Origin of the sequence: Listeria aquatica FSL S10-1188 (genome assembly GCF_000525795.1) — a bacterium.
Lineage (GTDB): Bacteria > Bacillota > Bacilli > Lactobacillales > Listeriaceae > Listeria > Listeria aquatica.
In genome coordinates, this window is sequence record NZ_AOCG01000014.1 from 1 (window position 1) to 17,476 (window position 17,476).

13 protein-coding genes and 6 pseudogenes are annotated in these 17,476 nt (G+C 39.9%); 1 reads left to right on the plus strand and 18 read right to left on the minus strand.

What is annotated here, in order from left to right; translation table 11 throughout:
• From MAQA_RS14260 to recO, 3 genes and pseudogenes are all read right to left on the minus strand, one after another.
• Nucleotides 1-489 (minus strand): annotated as a pseudogene (locus tag MAQA_RS14260) (glycine--tRNA ligase subunit beta); the annotation flags it as partial.
• Nucleotides 482-1,366: a glycine--tRNA ligase subunit alpha gene (glyQ, locus tag MAQA_RS11190; protein ID WP_036074018.1), complete on the minus strand. Its 885-nt coding sequence runs from the start codon at nucleotides 1,364-1,366 to the stop codon at nucleotides 482-484. The gene glyQ and the pseudogene MAQA_RS14260, both read right to left, overlap by 8 nt.
• A 286-nt stretch (nucleotides 1,367-1,652) precedes the next feature.
• Nucleotides 1,653-2,421, minus strand: a pseudogene (gene recO, locus MAQA_RS11195) (DNA repair protein RecO).
• Nucleotides 2,422-2,537: 116 nt separating this feature from the next.
• Here recO and MAQA_RS11200 point away from each other — a divergent pair.
• Entirely contained in the window at nucleotides 2,538-3,143 is a 606-nt protein-coding gene (locus MAQA_RS11200) for a hypothetical protein (RefSeq protein WP_036074019.1), read from the plus strand.
• 40 nt (nucleotides 3,144-3,183) lie between these two features.
• Here the strand turns inward: MAQA_RS11200 and era are convergent, their stop codons facing one another.
• From era to hemW, 15 genes and pseudogenes are all read right to left on the minus strand, one after another.
• Nucleotides 3,184-4,089, minus strand: coding sequence for a GTPase Era (era, locus tag MAQA_RS11205; protein WP_036074020.1), 906 nt, complete (start codon nucleotides 4,087-4,089; stop codon nucleotides 3,184-3,186).
• Entirely contained in the window at nucleotides 4,073-4,483 is a 411-nt protein-coding gene (locus MAQA_RS11210) for a cytidine deaminase (RefSeq protein WP_036074021.1), read from the minus strand. The genes era and MAQA_RS11210 overlap by 17 nt, the downstream gene beginning before the upstream one ends.
• The gene (locus tag MAQA_RS11215; protein ID WP_036074022.1) at nucleotides 4,480-4,899 is read right to left on the minus strand and encodes a diacylglycerol kinase family protein; all 420 of its coding nucleotides are present in this window, start codon (nucleotides 4,897-4,899) and stop codon (nucleotides 4,480-4,482) included. The genes MAQA_RS11210 and MAQA_RS11215 overlap by 4 nt, the downstream gene beginning before the upstream one ends.
• Nucleotides 4,877-5,357, minus strand: a pseudogene (ybeY, locus tag MAQA_RS11220) (rRNA maturation RNase YbeY). The gene MAQA_RS11215 and the pseudogene ybeY overlap by 23 nt, the downstream one beginning before the upstream one ends.
• Nucleotides 5,357-7,492 (minus strand): HD family phosphohydrolase, encoded by a 2,136-nt coding sequence (locus MAQA_RS11225; RefSeq protein ID WP_277619979.1) that lies wholly within the window; start codon nucleotides 7,490-7,492, stop codon nucleotides 5,357-5,359. Before MAQA_RS11225 ends, ybeY begins: the two are co-directional and overlap by 1 nt.
• A gap of 15 nt (nucleotides 7,493-7,507) precedes the next feature.
• A pseudogene (locus MAQA_RS11230) lies at nucleotides 7,508-8,465 on the minus strand (PhoH family protein).
• 147 nt (nucleotides 8,466-8,612) lie between these two features.
• Nucleotides 8,613-9,056: a GatB/YqeY domain-containing protein gene (locus MAQA_RS11235; protein ID WP_036074027.1), complete on the minus strand. Its 444-nt coding sequence runs from the start codon at nucleotides 9,054-9,056 to the stop codon at nucleotides 8,613-8,615.
• Nucleotides 9,057-9,077: 21 nt separating this feature from the next.
• Complete coding sequence (gene rpsU / locus MAQA_RS11240; RefSeq protein ID WP_036074031.1) at nucleotides 9,078-9,251, minus strand: 30S ribosomal protein S21; 174 nt, start codon at nucleotides 9,249-9,251, stop codon at nucleotides 9,078-9,080.
• 189 nt (nucleotides 9,252-9,440) lie between these two features.
• Nucleotides 9,441-10,212: pseudogene (locus MAQA_RS11245) on the minus strand (16S rRNA (uracil(1498)-N(3))-methyltransferase).
• A 3-nt stretch (nucleotides 10,213-10,215) separates the two neighbouring features.
• Entirely contained in the window at nucleotides 10,216-11,157 is a 942-nt protein-coding gene (gene prmA / locus MAQA_RS11250; protein ID WP_036074033.1) for a 50S ribosomal protein L11 methyltransferase, read from the minus strand.
• 70 nt (nucleotides 11,158-11,227) lie between these two features.
• Nucleotides 11,228-12,361: a molecular chaperone DnaJ gene (gene dnaJ, locus MAQA_RS11255; RefSeq protein ID WP_036074035.1), complete on the minus strand. Its 1,134-nt coding sequence runs from the start codon at nucleotides 12,359-12,361 to the stop codon at nucleotides 11,228-11,230.
• Between the two features lie 138 nt (nucleotides 12,362-12,499).
• Nucleotides 12,500-14,347 carry a molecular chaperone DnaK gene (gene dnaK / locus MAQA_RS11260; RefSeq protein WP_036074036.1) on the minus strand — a complete coding sequence of 616 codons (1,848 nt, stop codon included), beginning with the start codon at nucleotides 14,345-14,347 and terminating at the stop codon, nucleotides 12,500-12,502.
• 34 nt (nucleotides 14,348-14,381) lie between these two features.
• Nucleotides 14,382-14,950: pseudogene (grpE, locus tag MAQA_RS11265) on the minus strand (nucleotide exchange factor GrpE).
• Nucleotides 14,951-14,991: 41 nt separating this feature from the next.
• A complete protein-coding gene (gene hrcA / locus MAQA_RS11270; protein WP_036074037.1) occupies nucleotides 14,992-16,029 on the minus strand; it encodes a heat-inducible transcriptional repressor HrcA in 1,038 nt (345 codons plus the stop codon).
• Nucleotides 16,030-16,175: 146 nt separating this feature from the next.
• Entirely contained in the window at nucleotides 16,176-17,333 is a 1,158-nt protein-coding gene (hemW, locus tag MAQA_RS11275; protein ID WP_036074039.1) for a radical SAM family heme chaperone HemW, read from the minus strand.
• Nucleotides 17,334-17,476: the final 143 nt, after the last annotated feature.

The following is a 17,476-nucleotide window of genomic DNA, read 5'->3' on the forward strand; positions in this document are numbered from 1 at the left end:
CGAGCCATTTAATAGGCCGAATATAACGCATTTCATTTGCTCCCCAGTGCATGCTAACGGGGAATGTCATATCCGTAATGATTTTTTTGAGTTCCGGTTAAAAGTGTTTTCGTCTCAATTCCCGTTACCTTTTTCTCTATATAGATGTATTCTACACCTTTTATTTCACGAAAAGTAAGTTCATCTGGTGCGACTCCTTGTCCCCGAGCAAAACCTTGCGCCGCTTTTGACCAGTTGCCGTCTTCATCAAATGCAATTTTTTTTTGCCGGCCCTTTTGCCTCTTCCACGCGGTCAGCTTGCTTATCAGAAACGTCTTTTACAAGTACTGCAAGTCTTCTCGGAGACTGGAAACTCATCACTTCCCCGTGTTCAATTTTTTGCTCTTCAAACCACTCGGTAGCTCTATTTTCAAGTTGCTTCGCAGAATCTGAAATATATTTTGCAGGCATTTCTTCTAAACCAATTTCTAATAAAAAATCCTTACTCATGCGTTTTCTCCTCCTTTATTAAGGGGAATCCCAGCTTCTCTCGTTCCTCATAAAAAGTTTTCGCAATTCGTCTAGCAAGTCGACGGATTCGACCAATATACTGAGCTCTTTCTGTTACAGAAACAACCCCTCTTGCATCAAGCAAATTAAAAGTATGTGAACATTTTAAAACGTAATCATAAGCCGGGAATACAAGCCCCACTTCCATTTGGTTACTGGCTTCTTGTTCATACGTATCAAACAATTGAAGTAGCATTTCCGTATTCGATGTTTCAAACGCATATTTCGAGTTTTCATATTCTGCTTGATAAAAAATATCTCGATACGTAATCCCCTCTGTCCACTCAAGGTCAAAAACGTTTTCCTTGTCTTGAATATAGCTCGCAAGCCGCTCAACGCCGTAAGTGATTTCAGACGTCACAGGAAAACACTCAATCCCTCCCACTTGCTGGAAATAAGTAAATTGGGTGATCTCCATTCCATCTAGCCAAACCTCCCATCCTAGCCCTGCACAGCCAAGTGATGGGTTTTCCCAGTTATCTTCCACAAAACGAATATCGTGTTTCAAAGGATCGATCCCGATTTTTTCTAGTGAGCCCAAGTATAGTTCCTGAATGTTGTCCGGTGAAGGTTTCATCACGACTTGGAACTGGTGATGCTGAAACAGCCGATTTGGGTTTTCGCCATATCTGCCATCTGCCGGGCGACGTGAAGGCTCCACATAAGCGGCCTTCCACGGTTCAGGTCCAATCGCTTTTAAAAATGTATAGGGGCTCATCGTTCCGGCACCTTTTTCAACATCATAAGATTGCAACATGATGCAGCCTTGCTCCGACCAATAGTCTTGCAACGTTCGAATCATTGTTTGTAAATTCATTTTCCCACCTCCGAATAAATATCCAAAGCACATAAAAACTCTCGCCTCTATATGCCTGTTTTGCATATAGGGACGAGAGATACTCGCGGTTCCACCCTATTTGAATCTTCACAACGAGAAGATTCCACCTTCTTTAATCATGCTCCGAAATGCCTTTCAAAACCAGTTGATCATCGGCTCTCACTATCCCGATTTCGCTAATAGACCAGCGCTCGTTTCTACTCCTTTTCATCTTTGCATGTATTATTCTTCTTATCCTTAAAGATAAAGGATAAGAAGCTTTTTGTCAATCCTCATCCTTTTTCTCAAGTATGCCACTCCATTTTGACATATCTCGTAAAAATTTCTTACTTTTCAAGTACAGGCCAGATTTTTCATCATAATACGTATCAATAGCTTTTTCAAGCCAAGCTTTCGTTTCCGGCTTCACGTGAATTTCACCTAATCGATCAATCCGAAACATATAAAAAAGGCGCAACAATTTCACTACATTTTCGGGTAAATGCATCCGGTAAGGATCTCTTTCGAAGCATCGATGACATACAAGTCCGTCACTTGCACTAGAAAAGTCAAAATGTCCTTCCGTTTCGCCACAAATAGCGCACCGGTCCATAACCGGATAAAGTCCAAGTAAATTCAGCATCTTCATTTCAAAAATTTGAGTTAAAATTTGAGCATCATAACCTTCATCAATATCACGCAAAATCGCATAAGCAAGTTCAAACAGATATTCATTTTTTTTGTCTTTCTTCCGTTGCCTTATCAAGTAATTCACAGACAAACGAAGCGTAAGCTGTTAAAAAAATATCTTGTTGGATACTTGAAAAGTTATGAATCACATCGCCTTGTTGGAGTGTTACAAGCCCTCGTCCACCGAAAAAAGAGAACATTCCTGTTGTAAACGGTTGGGTAACGGCTGCTAAACGACTTTTTCCTTTTTTAGCTCCACGAGCCACCATGCCGATTTTGCCAAATTCTCGTGTAAAGACAACAACAATTTTATCTGACTCTCGGTAACTCGTTTGCCTTAAAACGATTCCCTCCGCTTTTTCCACATCGCAGTCCTCCCTTTATTCCACTTTATTATTATAACAGAAAATTTCTTTTTTTATTCCCCTTGTTCGTTAAAAATGATACAATGTCGATATTGAGTGAAAAAGGAGTTTATCAGATGGTTATCATTGGTATTTTAGGTATTATCGCATTTTTTGCATTTGTACTTCTTATCATGGGAATCGTTTTTTTATTTTTAAAGATAAGAAAAGTAACCGCTATCTGGTTTGTAAGCACTGGAGGAGCCATTCTTTTGATCAGTTTGTTTGTCTTTAGTGGTACCTTTCTTTATTACATCAGTCAAGAAACAAGCAACGGAGTTCAAGTAGAAGATTCCACAACAGCATCTTCTGAAGATGAATTTTACGAGGACTACGGAGATGAATATGAAGAACTTGAGTTCGGTGCAAAAGGAATTTCAACTGAGGAAGCAAGCGTACAAGTATCAAAGCCACAGATTCAAAAATTAGATGAACGGGGTTTAGACAAAGCCTACGAGATTTCAGTGACCATAAAAAATAATAGCTCCGAACCCATCTACATTTCTGCAAAGGACTTCTACCTTTATAATTACGGCAAAGATGACTATCCCAAAGTTTTGAAAAAAGATTACTTCCACGAAAAAATTGAAGTGAGTAAAACAGCATCCTTTAAAATCTATTATAAATACATCGGCAAAGGGGAACTTGAAGTCGAATATGACAATTTAATCTGGCATGAATGAGCCAAAAGACGCGCTTTTTTTGCGCGTCTTTTTTTAATACTCAATACTCATCTTGATCAAAGCCATAGTCCTGAAGATAGTGTTCTTTATCCCGCCAATTTTTCTGAACTTTCACCCAAACTTCAAGAAATACTTTAGAGCCGAGTAAAAGTTCAATTTCCTTACGAGCACGCATACCGATTTGTTTCAACATCTGTCCTTGTTTGCCAATAATAATCCCTTTTTGCGTACTACGTTCCACAATAATCGTGGCCATAATCGTTAACTTTTCTGTTTTTGGATTTTTTTCAATTCCTTCAATGACAACAGCAACGGAATGCGGTACTTCTTCACGTGTCAAGCTTAAGACTTGTTCACGGATAAGCTCTGAAATGATAAAGCGCTCCGGGTGATCAGTGATTTGATCTTTCGGATAGTACATCGGCCCTTCTTCTAAATGCTCTATGGTTTCCTCGAGCAAATTAGGCACATTGTTTCCTTCAAGTGCGGAAATTGGAATGATTTCTGCAAAATCAAGTTTTTCTTTATAAGTTTCTATTAGTTGGATAAGTTCATCCGGACTGACTAAATCAATTTTATTGATCAATAGAAAAACAGGTGTATCCACTTGTTCGAGTTTTTGAATGATAAATTCATCTCCACGACCAAGCCCAGCATCAGCGTCAATCACAAAATAAATTAAGTCAACTTCTCGGAAAGTATTTAGCGCAACTTTCACCATGAAATCACCCAGTTTATGTTTCGGCTTGTGGATCCCTGGTGTATCAATGAATACCACCTGTGCATCTTCCGTCGTATAAACCCCTTGAATCTTATTCCTCGTAGTTTGCGCTTTGTCGCTCATAATCGCAATTTTTTGTCCGATGATTCGATTCAGTAAGGTTGACTTTCCAACGTTTGGTCGACCTACAATTGCAACAAAACCAGATTTAAATATATCGCTCATGATCCATATCCCCCGCCATAAAAGCACCTGGAAGAAGATCAGCTACTGTTACCTCTGCCACGTCACCCTTTAAATTTGTTAACACCACCGGCATATCCGGTTTACAAAACTCGCTGATTACTTGCCTGCAAGCTCCACAAGGCGAAACTGGTCCATCAGTATCAGCTACGACAACAAGCTTTGCAAATTCTCGCTGTCCTTCTGAAACAGCTTTAAAAATGGCTGTCCGCTCTGCACAGTTTGATAATCCATAAGAAGCATTTTCAATATTTGCCCCGAGAATCACTTTGTCGTCTTCTGTCACGAGTGCCGCGCCAACAGGAAACTTTGAGTAAGGCACATAAGCAAACTCGCGAGCTTTTTTCGCAAGTTCAATAAAATTAGTTTCTCTCATACTAGGAAACTCCTATCTATAAATGGAATAATTGCCAAAAAATAAGGGATAAAAATAGTGAGCCCAATGATGGCCGAAATTGTTGCCATAATCAAAACTGCGCCAGCAGCTGCATCCTTCGCTTTTTTAGCTTCTGGAAGGAATTCAGTTGTGATCGTATCGATCGTCCGTTCGATAGCCGTATTGAGCGTTTCAAGTGCTAAGACAAGACCGATACAAAGCAGTAAAATAAGCCATTCCACCTTGCTTACTTGAAACAAAGTGGCAAAAAGAAGAACCAAAAAAGCTGCCGTCACGTGGATCTTCATGTTTCGTTCTTCTTTTAGCGTGGTCTTAATACCACAAAAAGCATGTTTAAAAGACGCGAGATAACTGCGACTACGTTTATATTTCCTATCGTTTGAGGCCATAAGCATCCAACACTTCTTTTTGCAAACCAAACATTTTTTTCTTCGTCTGCTTTTTCCATGTGATCATACCCAAGCAAGTGTAACAAGCCGTGTACGGCAAGAAAGCCAAGTTCCCGATCAAATGAATGCCCATACTCTTTCGCCTGCTCATTTGCTCGCTCTGTTGAAATAATGATATCCCCCAAGTTTCTTGGCAGTTGATCTTCTTCAAAAATAATCGGCATCTCATCTTCGCCCAGTTCTTCGAGCGCAAACGAAATAACATCTGTTGCGGCATCTTTTGACCGGTATTCACGATTAATTTCTCGAATCCCGGCATTGTCCATAAATGTAACTGACATTTCTGTTCCTGGATCAAGCTTCAAGTAGCGAGCAGCAAACTCTAAAATATCTGCCACCAATTGCTGTTCTTTTTCTGGAAGTCGTTCTGTCTCATCAATTAAATCAAGCTCAAGTGTCGCCATTAGTTTTCCCCCTTCACATCATCTGGATATTGAATGCGCTGATGATAGATTCCATTCAGCGTTTGATTCAAGGTTTCGCGAATTTGTTCGATTTCTTTTAAAGAAATGTCACATTCTGAAAACTGTCCATCCAGGATTCGATCACGGATAATCCCGTCAATAATTTGTTTGATTTTTTCTTTCGTCGGATCAACAGCGGCACGCACAGCTGCTTCGACGCTATCTGCTATGTTGATAATTGCTACTTCTTTTGTTTTTGGTTTCGGACCTGAGTACCGAAATTCAGCTTCTTCCGTATCTGGATTTTCTTCTTTTTCTTTCAAGTAGAAAAACTTTAGTAAGGTGGTGCCGTGATGTTCAAGTGCAATGTCAATAATTGGTTGCGGCATATGATTTTCTCGCAAAATTTCTGCACCATCCACGGTATGCGCTAAAATGATATCTCGACTTTGCTTAGGCGTCAACCGGTCATGTGGATTAATTCCTTGGAGCTGATTCTCAACAAAATACGGCGGCCGAAGTGTTTTTCCAATATCATGATAAAAGCAACCAACGCGGGTGAGCAACCCATTTGCTCCAATTTTATCAGCACACGTTTCCGCCAGATTAGCAACCATCATGCTATGGTGATAGGTTCCAGGTGCACGCATCAAAATCCGTTTCAAAAGTGGGTGATTCGGATTAGCAAGCTCCACAAGTCGGCTAGTGGTTAGCACTCCAAATAAAAATTCAAATAACGGAATCAACCCGAGTGCCAAAATAAAGGCTCCAACGCCGCCAGCAAACGCATAAAACATCGATTCAAGAGTGCTTTCACTCCAAATCGTTGAATTATTAATGAGCAGTAAGAAAAATACACATAGAATATTAAAGGCTCCGACGATCATTCCGGACCTAAAAATCGCAATCCGCCTAGAATAGTCCCGTAGCGAAATAATCGCAGCAAAACCGCTCAGTAAAATAAACGGCGTGATGAGACTGCTCACAACACTTGTTTCATGCGATTGAAAAGCAAACAAACTTGTCACTGAAATAAATAAAAGACCCAAAAAGGCATAACGTTCTCGTAATAATATTTTTAAAATAACCGGAAGAAACGCGGCAGGAAACAAGAACGAAATATTACTCAAATTAGCTGACTCAAGCACCCGAATCACAAAAAGCAATATGAGCGTCAAAACGAAAGCCACTCCAAAAATCAGTAAGGTTTGTTGCCGTTTTTTGCGTGACATTTTCGTTTTGGTTGTAAAGAAATAAAGAATCGAAGCCAGTACTAAAATTAATAGTGCGTAACCGGCATATTGTTTCACGGGCATTTTTTGGTCTAAAAGATTAAGCAACCCAAGTTGGCGATACGTTTCTCGGTCGATAATCTGCCCTTCTTGGACAATGACTTGCCCCTGTAAAATTTTCTCAGGAATAACACTCGCTGCAGCTTCTCGCTTACGGACATTTGTTTCTTTTTTGTTGTAGGTTTCGTTTGGCACAATGGCGTAGGAAACAAGTGTTTTGGCCGCTGATCTAAGAGGAGCTGGAATGCTTGAAAGCTCGATATCATCTCGCGCTTGCACTTTCTTTGTATTTAAATTGGATTCACGGATACTTTCACCCATAACCGTTTCAATTTCAGTTGAAAGAGTTTCTTTGGCTGTAGTTAAATCTTTAGGGTTAGCATTTAAAAACCGCAATAAAACCTCATCTGAAATACTTGATGTGATTTTTTCAGAAACATTGCTCGAGAGTTTGTCTTTTAGCATTTTTAATTTATCCGAATTTGAAACCGACTCTTTTTTATCCGTTTTTTCTTTTATTTCCCCTTGTACTTCGCTTACATATGCGAAAAAGGAGTTTATTAACGAAACACGATTTTGAGCTGTTTCTCGGTTAAAAGTATAAACATCCTCGACCGATTCTCTTGCTGCCGTTTTTTCCTCATCGGTTTTCTTCGTATCAATCACCGTTTGCGGGGAACGAATAGTGCGATCCGCAACAGAAAATAACTTCGCGTTAAAAGATTCAGGTTTGGTCATTTGAATCATCAAAATATAAGAAGCAAGCATCAAAATGACAAGAATAGCGGGAATGATGAATTTTTGTCCATATTTTCCATAAAAATGGTTCCATTTTTGCATCATACAAATCCTGCTCCTTTAGTTTCGTTCATACGCTTTAATGATCTCAGCAACAAGCGGGTGACGCACCACATCGTGATGTTCAAAATAAACAAAGCCAATATTTTTCACATGGTTTAAAACTTGCTCGGCGTTCACAAGCCCACTTACTGTCCCCTTTGGTAAATCGATTTGTGTCATATCACCGTTTACAATCATTTTTGACTCATAGCCCAAGCGAGTTAAAAAACATTTTCATTTGAGCGATCGTTGTATTTTGCGCTTCATCTAAAATGACAAAAGCGTTATCCAAAGTACGACCACGCATATAAGCAAGCGGAGCGATTTCAATCACACCTCGCTCCATAAGCCGTGTCGTATGTTCAAGCCCCAAAATGTCATAAAGCGCATCATAAACTGGACGCAAATAAGGATCGACTTTTTCTTTTAGATCACCTGGTAAAAAGCCAAGACTTTCCCCTGCTTCTACAGCGGGACGAGTCAAAATGATTTTGCTGACTTTCCCTTTTTTCCAAGCATCGATCGCCATAACAACCGCGAGATAAGTCTTCCCCGTTCCAGCTGGACCAATTCCAAACACAATGTCAAAGCGCCGTACCATTTGCATATATTCGCGTTGTCCAAAAGTTTTCGGACGAACGGGTTTCCCGTGAGCATTTTTTGTAATTTCATCTTCAAAAAGCGTGCCAAAATATTCGAGTGTCCCGCCTTTTTCCATTTTCACAGCTTGCGCGACATCCCTCCCATCGAGATGGTTACCATTTTTTAGTGCAGCAAGAAGAGCTGCAATGACATGTTTGGCATGCTTCACATTTTCTTCTTCTCCACTAATTAAAATTTCACCACCACGTGAAACAAGACTCACAGCAAGGCTTTCTTCAAGCACGTTTAAGTGAGCATCTTGATTTCCAAATAAGTCACGCACATCAATGCCTTCATTTAGTTCGATGGTTTCTTTATAGGATCCGTTTTGCATTCTCTAACCCCTTTGTCTTTTAACTTCCTTTGTCCTCCCCATTATACACGAAAAGAAGGCAGAATAAAAACCGCATCTACCTGCAAAAGACCAATTTCTCTATTTTTCTCGCATAAAAAAGACTAGCCGAAGCTAGTCTTTAAAGTTTTATGAAAGATACTGTTTTACAAATTTATTCACTGCATTTCCGTCGGCTTTGCCTTTTACTTTTGGCATAATAGCGCCCATGACTTTCCCAAAATCAGCCTTAGACGTTGCTCCGACTTCTGCAATTGTTGCTTTTACAATCTCTTCAAGCTCATCATCCGAAAGCTGTTTTGGTGAATAATCCTCAACAATCTCGATTTCAGAACGAACTTTTTCAGCTAGATCATCCCTGCCAGCTTTTTCAAACTCAGAAAGAGAATCTCTGCGCTGCTTCATTTCGCGCGCAAGAACAGTGATTTCATCATCAGGGGAAAGCTCTCCACCATGATTGATTGCTTCATTTTGCAAAGCAGATTTTAACATCCGGATAACAGAAAGTTTTTCTTTCTCTTTATCACGCATAGCTTGCTTCATATCTTCATTTAACTTGTCAAGCAGTGCCAATGAAATCATCGCCTTTAACTATTAGAATTTGCGTTTTCTAGCTGCTTCTGATTTTTTCTTGCGTTTTACGCTTGGCTTTTCATAAAATTCGCGCTTTCTCGATTCTTGCAAAGTTCCGCTTTTAGAAACAGTACGTTTAAAGCGACGAAGAGCATCGTCAAGCGATTCGTTTTTGCGAACTACTGTTTTTGACATCTCTCTTTCCCTCCCTCCGACACTTACGTAGACCCAAAAACTGGATCCATATAAGGCTTCAGAATGCCAACATGCTGTTAGCAGGCTTTTAAAGCTTAACAGAAATAGCATTCACTCATCTAAAATTATAGCGGAAACTCAAAAGTGCGTCAACATGAAATCACTAACTTTATGCATTTTTATTCTAGATTATTCATTTTCACTTTTCCCGCTAAGCTCAAAATAAAACGATGCCGCAGCTAAAAGATATAACGGTGCCGTTTCTGTCCGTAAAATTCTCGGTCCCAGTCCAGCAAATCTTGCGTCGAGCTCCCTAAGTTCTGCCACTTCTTGCTCTGAAATCCCGCCTTCTGGACCAAAAACAACAAGCAATCTCGAGCCTTTTGGCATTTCCTGAAATACTCGCGCAAGACTTGAGCTTTCACCTTGCTTAGCGCTTTCTTCGTATGCACAAACCACAAAATCAAATGCTTGAATCTCGGACTTAAACAGCGCACTTAAACTAGAATGATAGCGAAGAAGCGGAATTCGTTCCCGGTGTGATTGTTCCGCCGCTTCTTTTGCAATCCGCTCAAGCCGTTCCATTTTTTTATGCACCTTTTTTTTCGTCCCACTTTGTAACCGATCGTTCTGCTTGAAAAAGCAAAAACTGAGCCGCACCTAGTTCAGTTCCTTTTTGCACGATCAAATCAAGCTTATCTCCTTTTGGGAGGCCACTTGCAATAGTTATTTCAACCGGTAGCTCACTAGTTTTTTCTACAAAGCTAGAAACAGCCAGTGTGACTTCATCTTCTAAAATTTCCTGTAAAGTAGCCCGTGCAACCTTTTCATTTGAATCCACAAGCCAAACCTCATCCCCCGTTTTCATCCGCATAACACGAACCATATGATGAAAATCATCACCAGTAATTGAAACAGGTAAGTCCTTCTCCATGACTTGATCAATAAAATAACGTTGCATAGCTTAGTCCTCGCTCCGTTTGGCTATGATTGCCACCCAGTCGCCTTGCTGTCTCGTTTCAAGTACAACAAGAGAAGCTTCGATCAGTGCCTCACGAACCTGTTCAGCTTTATTTTCAATAATCCCAGATGCGATAAAATGGCCACCGGGTTTAAGTAACCGGTAAACATCCTGTGGGAAAAGTAAAATGACTTCCGCTAAAATATTCGCGACAATCAAATCTGCTTCTTCTTCGATTCCATTTAACAAATCATTTTGGCGTAACTCGACTTTTGTTTCTACATGATTTTGCTTCACATTTTCTCTCGCCGCTCGAACTGCCACTTCATCCAAATCGAGCGCTAAAACCGACTCTGCTCCAAGTTTGGCGCATAAAATTGCAAGCACCCCAGATCCTGTTCCAACATCAATCACTCGGTCATGCGCCTGTAAAAATTCACTTATTGCCCGCATCGAAAGCTGTGTTGTTGGGTGAGTTCCCGTACCAAAGGCCATCCCTGGATCAAGTTCAATCACGAGTTCGTCTTCTCTTTTCTGATAGTCTTCCCAAGTTGGAGAAACGGTGATCGATTCTGTAATAGCAACTGGATGATAATACTTTTTCCAAGCTGTTGCCCAGTCATCATCGTTAACATCATTCACAAAAAATTTAAGCTCACCAAGCGGAATATCAAATTTTGCAAGGTCAAATAATGCTTTTTCAAGCTCTGGAATCCCCGCAACAAAGTCTTCCGTTTTTAAAAAATACGCTTTAATAATAACACCATCATCTGGATAATCGTCACGATTTAAAGCATAAATTTCGCCAAATTGATTTTCTCTTTCCTTAAAAAAGTCCGCCACATCTTCAATTGAAACGCCACTTGCTCCGTATTCATTCAATAAATTGGCAATTGGTTCCACTGCGTCGTTTAGTGTATGTACTTCAACTTCTGCCCATTCCATCACGCATAAGCCTCCTCGGATAAAAAAGCGGATGTTGAACAACCTTTTTCAACGTCCGCTTTTCATTTTTTTACTCGCCTTTAAAAGCTTTTTTCATTTTATCAAAAAAACCAGCATTCTGTTCATCTACTTTATTCCCTGTAGTGCCAGCAAATTCACGTAAAATTTCTTTTTGTTTTTCATCTAGTTTCTTCGGCACAATGACTTTTACAGCCACATGCTGATCTCCTGTCCCGCTTCCACGTAAATGAGGAACACCCTTACCTCGAAGTCTAAATGTTGTCCCCGTTTGTGTACCAGCAGGGATTTTCAGTCTTACCTTTCCATGGACAGTTGGCACATCGATCTCATCTCCAAGTGCAGCTTGAACAAACGTGAGCGGCACTTCAACAAAAATGTCATCGCCATCGCGCTCATAGAAATCATCTGGTGCAATTACAAAGACGACAAATAAATCACCGTTTGGTCCACCGTTTATTCCAGCTTCTCCTTCACCGGCAACGCGCATTTGTTGGCCATCATTGACACCTGCAGGAACTTTCAATTTGATTTTCTTCTTCTTAGTTACACGACCGGATCCATGACAAGTTGGGCATTTTTCTTTAATTTCTTTTCCAGTCCCGTGGCAATATGGACAAGTTTGCTTGTTAACAATTCGGCCAAACGGCGTATTTTGTTCCACATTAATGCTTCCTTTACCATCACAGTGCGAACACTTTTCCGGATGTGTTCCTGGTTTGGCCCCAGAGCCGTGACAAGTCTCACAGTTTTCCTCACGAGGAATTTCAATTTCGGTTTCTGTTCCAAACACAGCTTCCTTAAATTTCAACTGCATCGTATATTGCAAGTCATTTCCTTGGCGTGGTGCATTCGGATCACGCTGTCTTCCGCTGCCTCCACCAAAAAATGTATCAAAGATATCTTCAAATCCAGAAAAACCACCTGCTGATGAGAAGCCGCCTGCTCCACCACCAAAACCTTGGTTAGGATCAACATGACCATATTGATCATACTGCGCCCGTTTATTTTCATCGCTCAGCACTTCATAAGCTTCCGAGATCTCTTTAAATTTCTCATCCGCACCTTCTTCTTTATTGATATCCGGATGGTATTTTTTCGAAAGTTTCCGGTAGGCTTTTTTTATTTCATCCGCGGTTGCGCTTTTCGAAATACCAAGCACATCATAATAATCACGTTTCGCCATCCGCCATCACTCCTGTTCTTTGTTTTAATCCTAGGGTATTGTACCATAGATAGTTAAATAAATATAGCGCATCTCAGATAAAAAGCCAAAGCCACAGTAGACTTTGACTCTTCATCCGATTTCATGCATTTTAAAAACTTACTTATCTTCTTTTTTATCGTCATCGTTGATTTCTTCAAAATCAGCATCGACAACATCTTCGCTACCATCAGCAGCATTTGCTTCTGGATTTTCACCTTGAGCTTGTTGAGCTGCAGCTGCTTGCTCATAAAGTTTGACAGATAGGCTTTGAACGATTTCATTGAGCGCATCTGATTTTTCTTTAATGGCATCAAAATCTTCACCCTTAAGCGCTTCTTGAAGTTCATCACGTGCTGTTTCAGCTTTCTTCACTTCATCAGCATCAACTTTCCCTTCAAGTTCTTTAAGTGTTTTATCCACAGTGAAGATTAATTGATCCGCATTGTTTCGCGTTTCTACATTTTCTTTGTTCTTCTTATCTTCTTCTGCATTTGCTTCAGCATCTTTGACCATACGATCGATTTCGTCATCTGTTAAACCTGAAGAAGATTTAATAACGATATTTTGTTCTTTACCCGTTCCAAGATCTTTTGCACGAACGGTCACAATCCCATTTTTATCGATATCAAACGAAACTTCAATTTGAGGTACACCACGTGGCGCTGCAGGAATATCAGCTAGTTGGAAGCGACCAAGCGTTTTATTATCTTTCGCCATTGGACGTTCTCCTTGAAGAACGTGAATGTCAACAGCGGGTTGATTATCAGCAGCCGTCGAGAATACTTGAGATTTTGAAGTTGGAATCGTTGTATTCCGTTCAATTAGAGATGTCATAACGCCACCCATTGTTTCAATTCCAAGCGATAATGGAGTAACGTCAAGTAGAACTACATCTTTAACATCGCCAGTGATAACACCACCTTGAATAGCAGCACCCATCGCTACTACTTCATCAGGGTTTACACCACGATGAGGTTCTTTACCAAGTTCTTTTGTGATCGCTTCTTGAACAGCAGGGATACGAGTAGATCCCCCAACAAGAATCACTTGGTCGATATCACTTGCTGAAAGACCAGCATCTTTAAGTGCTTGACGAGTTGGTCCTACTGTACGTTCTACAAGATCACTTGTCAATTCATCAAATTTTGCACGAGTTAAGTTAACTTCTAGATGAAGTGGTCCTGCCTCACCAGCTGTAATAAATGGAAGTGAGATTTGTGTGCTCATAACCCCAGAAAGATCTTTTTTCGCTTTTTCTGCTGCATCTTTAAGACGTTGAAGAGCCATCTTATCTTGCGAAAGATCGATTCCATTTTCTTTTTTAAATTCAGATACGAGATAATCAATGATTTTTTGGTCAAAATCATCCCCACCGAGATGATTATCTCCTGCAGTCGAATGAACTTCAAATACACCGTCGCCAAGTTCAAGAATGGATACGTCAAATGTACCACCACCAAGGTCAAATACAAGAATAGTTTGGTCTTTATCCGTTTTATCCATTCCATAAGCAAGTGCTGCTGCTGTTGGTTCATTAATAATACGTTCTACTTCTAGCCCAGCAATTTTCCCTGCATCTTTTGTTGCTTGGCGCTGTGCATCATTAAAATAAGCAGGAACAGTAATAACTGCTTTATCTACTGTTTCACCTAAATAATCTTCAGCGTAACCTTTTAGATATTGTAAGATAATCGCACTAATTTCTTGAGGAGAATAATCTTTTCCTTCAATTGTTTCTTTATAATCTGTCCCCATGTGACGTTTAATCGAAATCACTGTATTAGGGTTTGTGATTGCTGCACGTTTTGCTACTTCTCCAACTTGTCGTTCACCATTTTTAAAACCGACAACTGATGGTGTTGTGCGTGCACCTTCTGGATTTGGGATAATCTTTGCTTCTCCGCCTTCTAAAACTGCAACAGCAGAGTTTGTTGTTCCTAAGTCAATACCAATAATTTTACTCATAATTCATTTCCTCCTGAAAATTCAAATTCTGTTTTTATTCGTTTACTTTTACCATTGAAGGGCGAATCACCCGATCTTTAATTTTATAACCCTTTTGAAGTTCAGCCGTTATTTCATTGCTTGGCTTCGTTTCATCTTGGTCTTGAATCACTGCTTGGTGGAAGTTTGGATCAAACTGTTCCCCAAGCGCCACAATTGGCTCAATTCCTTCTTTTTGAAGAGCATTTATGATCTGGTTGTGTACCATTTCCATCCCCTTCAAAAGCGCTGCCACTTCTTCACTATCAGAGCTTGTTGCAAGAGCTTTTTCAAAACTATCAAGTGCAGGAAGTAAATCGGTAGCAAGGCTTTCAGAGCGATACTTAATTGCAGCTTCACGATCGAGGATATTTCGTTTTTTTCACGTTTTCAAAATCTGCTTGTAAACGTAAATAGCGATTTTCCGCTTCTTCAACTTTTTCCTCTAAGTCAGCAACTTTTTTTTACAAGCTCAGCAACTTGATTTTGCTCATCTAATTCTTCAACTGTTTCTTCAGTTTCTTGCGTTGCTTCTTTTTCGATTTCTTCTTCAATTTTAGTTTGCTTATCTTTTGGTTCAGACACAGAAATCACCTCTTAGAAAAACCGTAGTTTTCCAATCCTTTCTATTTTTGGTTATCTCGATATAATTTGGTTAAAACTGATGTCAAATCTTTGCTGAAAACATCGACGAGTCCCATCATTCGAGCATATTCCATTCGTGTTGGACCAAGTAAAACAATCCCGCCAACTCGCTCATCTTCAATATGATAAGTCGCTGTGATGATGCTTAAATCATTCAGCAAGTCATTATTCCATTCACGACCAATTTTCACTTGAATCCCATCAGGAATATCGCGGAACAATTCATGTATTCCCTCTTCTTCTTCAACTAATCGTAAAAAATCGCGAATTTTTGCAACATCATGAAATTCCGGTTGATCTAAGATATTCGTTTTCCCACCAAAATAAATTTTTGAAGGGCTAACGTTACTTAAAGTATCAAACACAATTTCACCAAGGCGTTCCGAGTTTTCAACGTGCCAGCTTAGTAGCTCTTGAACTTCAGTCAAAATCCGGTTCGAAAGCTCGTTTAGTGGTACACCGATCAAACGATCATTTAAGATATTAACCGTTCGTTCGATATCTGAAAGGGTTACATCAGTCGGCAAGTTAACTAAATGATTATCAACGTGCCCCTGATCTGTGATCAAAATCAGCATGGCCTGCGAATCACTAATCGGAACAAAACGAAAACCGCTTAATCTGTTTTTCGCTGTTTCTGGTCCGAGAACAATCGACGTGTAATTCGAAAGTTTCGAAAGCATCGAAGCTGAATTTTGAATCAACTGTTCCGCTTCATAGTGATCAGCAGCAAAAAGCGAACGAATCAATCTCTTGTCCTCTTTCGACAACGCTTTAGGTTGCAACAAATAATCCACATAGAAACGATAGCCTTTTTCAGAAGGGATACGTCCAGAAGATGAATGCGTCTTCTCAATAAAGCCATAATCCTCGAGCACACTCATTTCATTGCGGATCGTCGCCGAACTATATGGCAACTCGCTTTCCTTTATCAAATTCTTTGAACCAACTGGTTGGACGGTCCAAGTGAAATGATCGATGATTGCCCGAAAAATCTGCAATTGCCTTTCCGTCAACAAATCTATCACCTCTTTTTAGCACTCGAATAACTTAAGTGCTAAATACAAGTATAAATTTACCAAACAAATCGGCGCTCGTCAACTGAAAACACTTATTTTCAGACCGAAGACCGACTTATTTGGTCAAAATTGGTCAACCATGCGATTTACAAGAACTCTCGAAAAACATTATTTCCTAAAAAACGTCCCGCTCTTGTTAATTTTACAAATTCTGTTTCGGAATCTAGCCAGCCTTTTGCACTTGTTACAGCGATAGCTTGCTCAAAAATACTTTCTAGTTCATTATCAAACTTCTCCAAGAAACGTTTTTTATTCACCCCTGAAACTTTTCGTAAGCCTAAAAACATTTCTTCTTCCATTTCCTCCTTTAAAGACAAATCTTTTGTTTGAAAAGTGGGAAGCAAGTTTTGCTTTAGAGGTGCCATATACTGTTTTAGAGGACCAAAATTGCTGTAGCGCGTATCTTGCAAATACCCATGCGCACCAGCGCCGAATCCAAAATAATGTTCATTGCTCCAGTACACAAGGTTATGACGAGACTCGAAACCAGTTTCAGCAAAGTTACTGATTTCATATTGTTTCTTCCCAGCTTTTTCCATTTCCGACATCAAATAATCATACATGTTGGCTTCAGCATCTTGACCTGGTAAAATCAGCTCGCCTTTTTGCATTAAATTATAAAAAATCGTTTTCGGCTCCACAATAAGTGAGTACGCAGAATAATGCGGTAAATCAAGCGCAAGCGCCTTGCTGAGCGTATCTTTAAAATCCGCTTCCGTTTGCCCAGGCAAGCTAAAAATCAAGTCAATACTTACATTTTCAAGCCCAACCGTTTCAGCATTTCGAATCGACTCATAAACATCCTCTACCGTGTGGATGCGACCAATTTTTTTTAGCAGCTCCTGATTAAAGCTTTGCACCCCCATGCTCAGTCGGTTAACACCGCTATCCTGCATAGCGCGCAATTTTTCAACGGAAAGATCACCTGGATTTGACTCAAACGTAAATTCCACCTCTTTTGAAAGAGGGAAGATGCGTTGTACAGCTTCACAAAGTTTTTCAATTTGTTTAGGCGTTAGCGTCGTTGGCGTTCCTCCGCCAACAAAAACCGTTTCGATTGTCTCCAGTTCCTTTCCTTCCGTTCTTAGTTCCATTTCCCGAATTAAAAGGTCCACATATTCGTCGACTGGTTGTCCTTCCAAAAAAACCTTATTAAAATCGCAATAATAGCAAATATGCTCACAAAATGGAATATGAATATAAACCGCAGTGTTTTTTCTACGGGAATGTTTTATTTCATCCATCACTAAATTCCTTTCTAAAAAAAGATGCGCACAAAGTTCGTGTCGCTTAAGAGATTCACTGCTATTTTAACACAAGCAACAAATCTTGTATAACACACGAGCGGCTTTATTTCTGATTGTGTTAACCGAAAAAATAAAGCAAC

Excerpts from the sequence above, each read along its gene's own strand:
- glyQ (WP_036074018.1), bottom strand. The coding sequence starts at position 1,366 with ATGAATTTACAAACAATGATTCGAACGTTGCAAGACTATTGGTCGGAG.
- MAQA_RS11200 (WP_036074019.1), top strand. The coding sequence starts at position 2,538 with ATGGTTATCATTGGTATTTTAGGTATTATCGCATTTTTTGCATTTGTA.
- era (WP_036074020.1), bottom strand. The coding sequence starts at position 4,089 with ATGAGCGATATATTTAAATCTGGTTTTGTTGCAATTGTAGGTCGACCA.
- MAQA_RS11210 (WP_036074021.1), bottom strand. The coding sequence starts at position 4,483 with ATGAGAGAAACTAATTTTATTGAACTTGCGAAAAAAGCTCGCGAGTTT.
- MAQA_RS11215 (WP_036074022.1), bottom strand. The coding sequence starts at position 4,899 with ATGCTTATGGCCTCAAACGATAGGAAATATAAACGTAGTCGCAGTTAT.
- MAQA_RS11225 (WP_277619979.1), bottom strand. The coding sequence starts at position 7,492 with ATGATGCAAAAATGGAACCATTTTTATGGAAAATATGGACAAAAATTC.
- rpsU (WP_036074031.1), bottom strand. The coding sequence starts at position 9,251 with ATGTCAAAAACAGTAGTTCGCAAAAACGAATCGCTTGACGATGCTCTT.
- prmA (WP_036074033.1), bottom strand. The coding sequence starts at position 11,157 with ATGGAATGGGCAGAAGTTGAAGTACATACACTAAACGACGCAGTGGAA.
- dnaJ (WP_036074035.1), bottom strand. The coding sequence starts at position 12,361 with ATGGCGAAACGTGATTATTATGATGTGCTTGGTATTTCGAAAAGCGCA.
- dnaK (WP_036074036.1), bottom strand. The coding sequence starts at position 14,347 with ATGAGTAAAATTATTGGTATTGACTTAGGAACAACAAACTCTGCTGTT.
- hemW (WP_036074039.1), bottom strand. The coding sequence starts at position 17,333 with ATGGATGAAATAAAACATTCCCGTAGAAAAAACACTGCGGTTTATATT.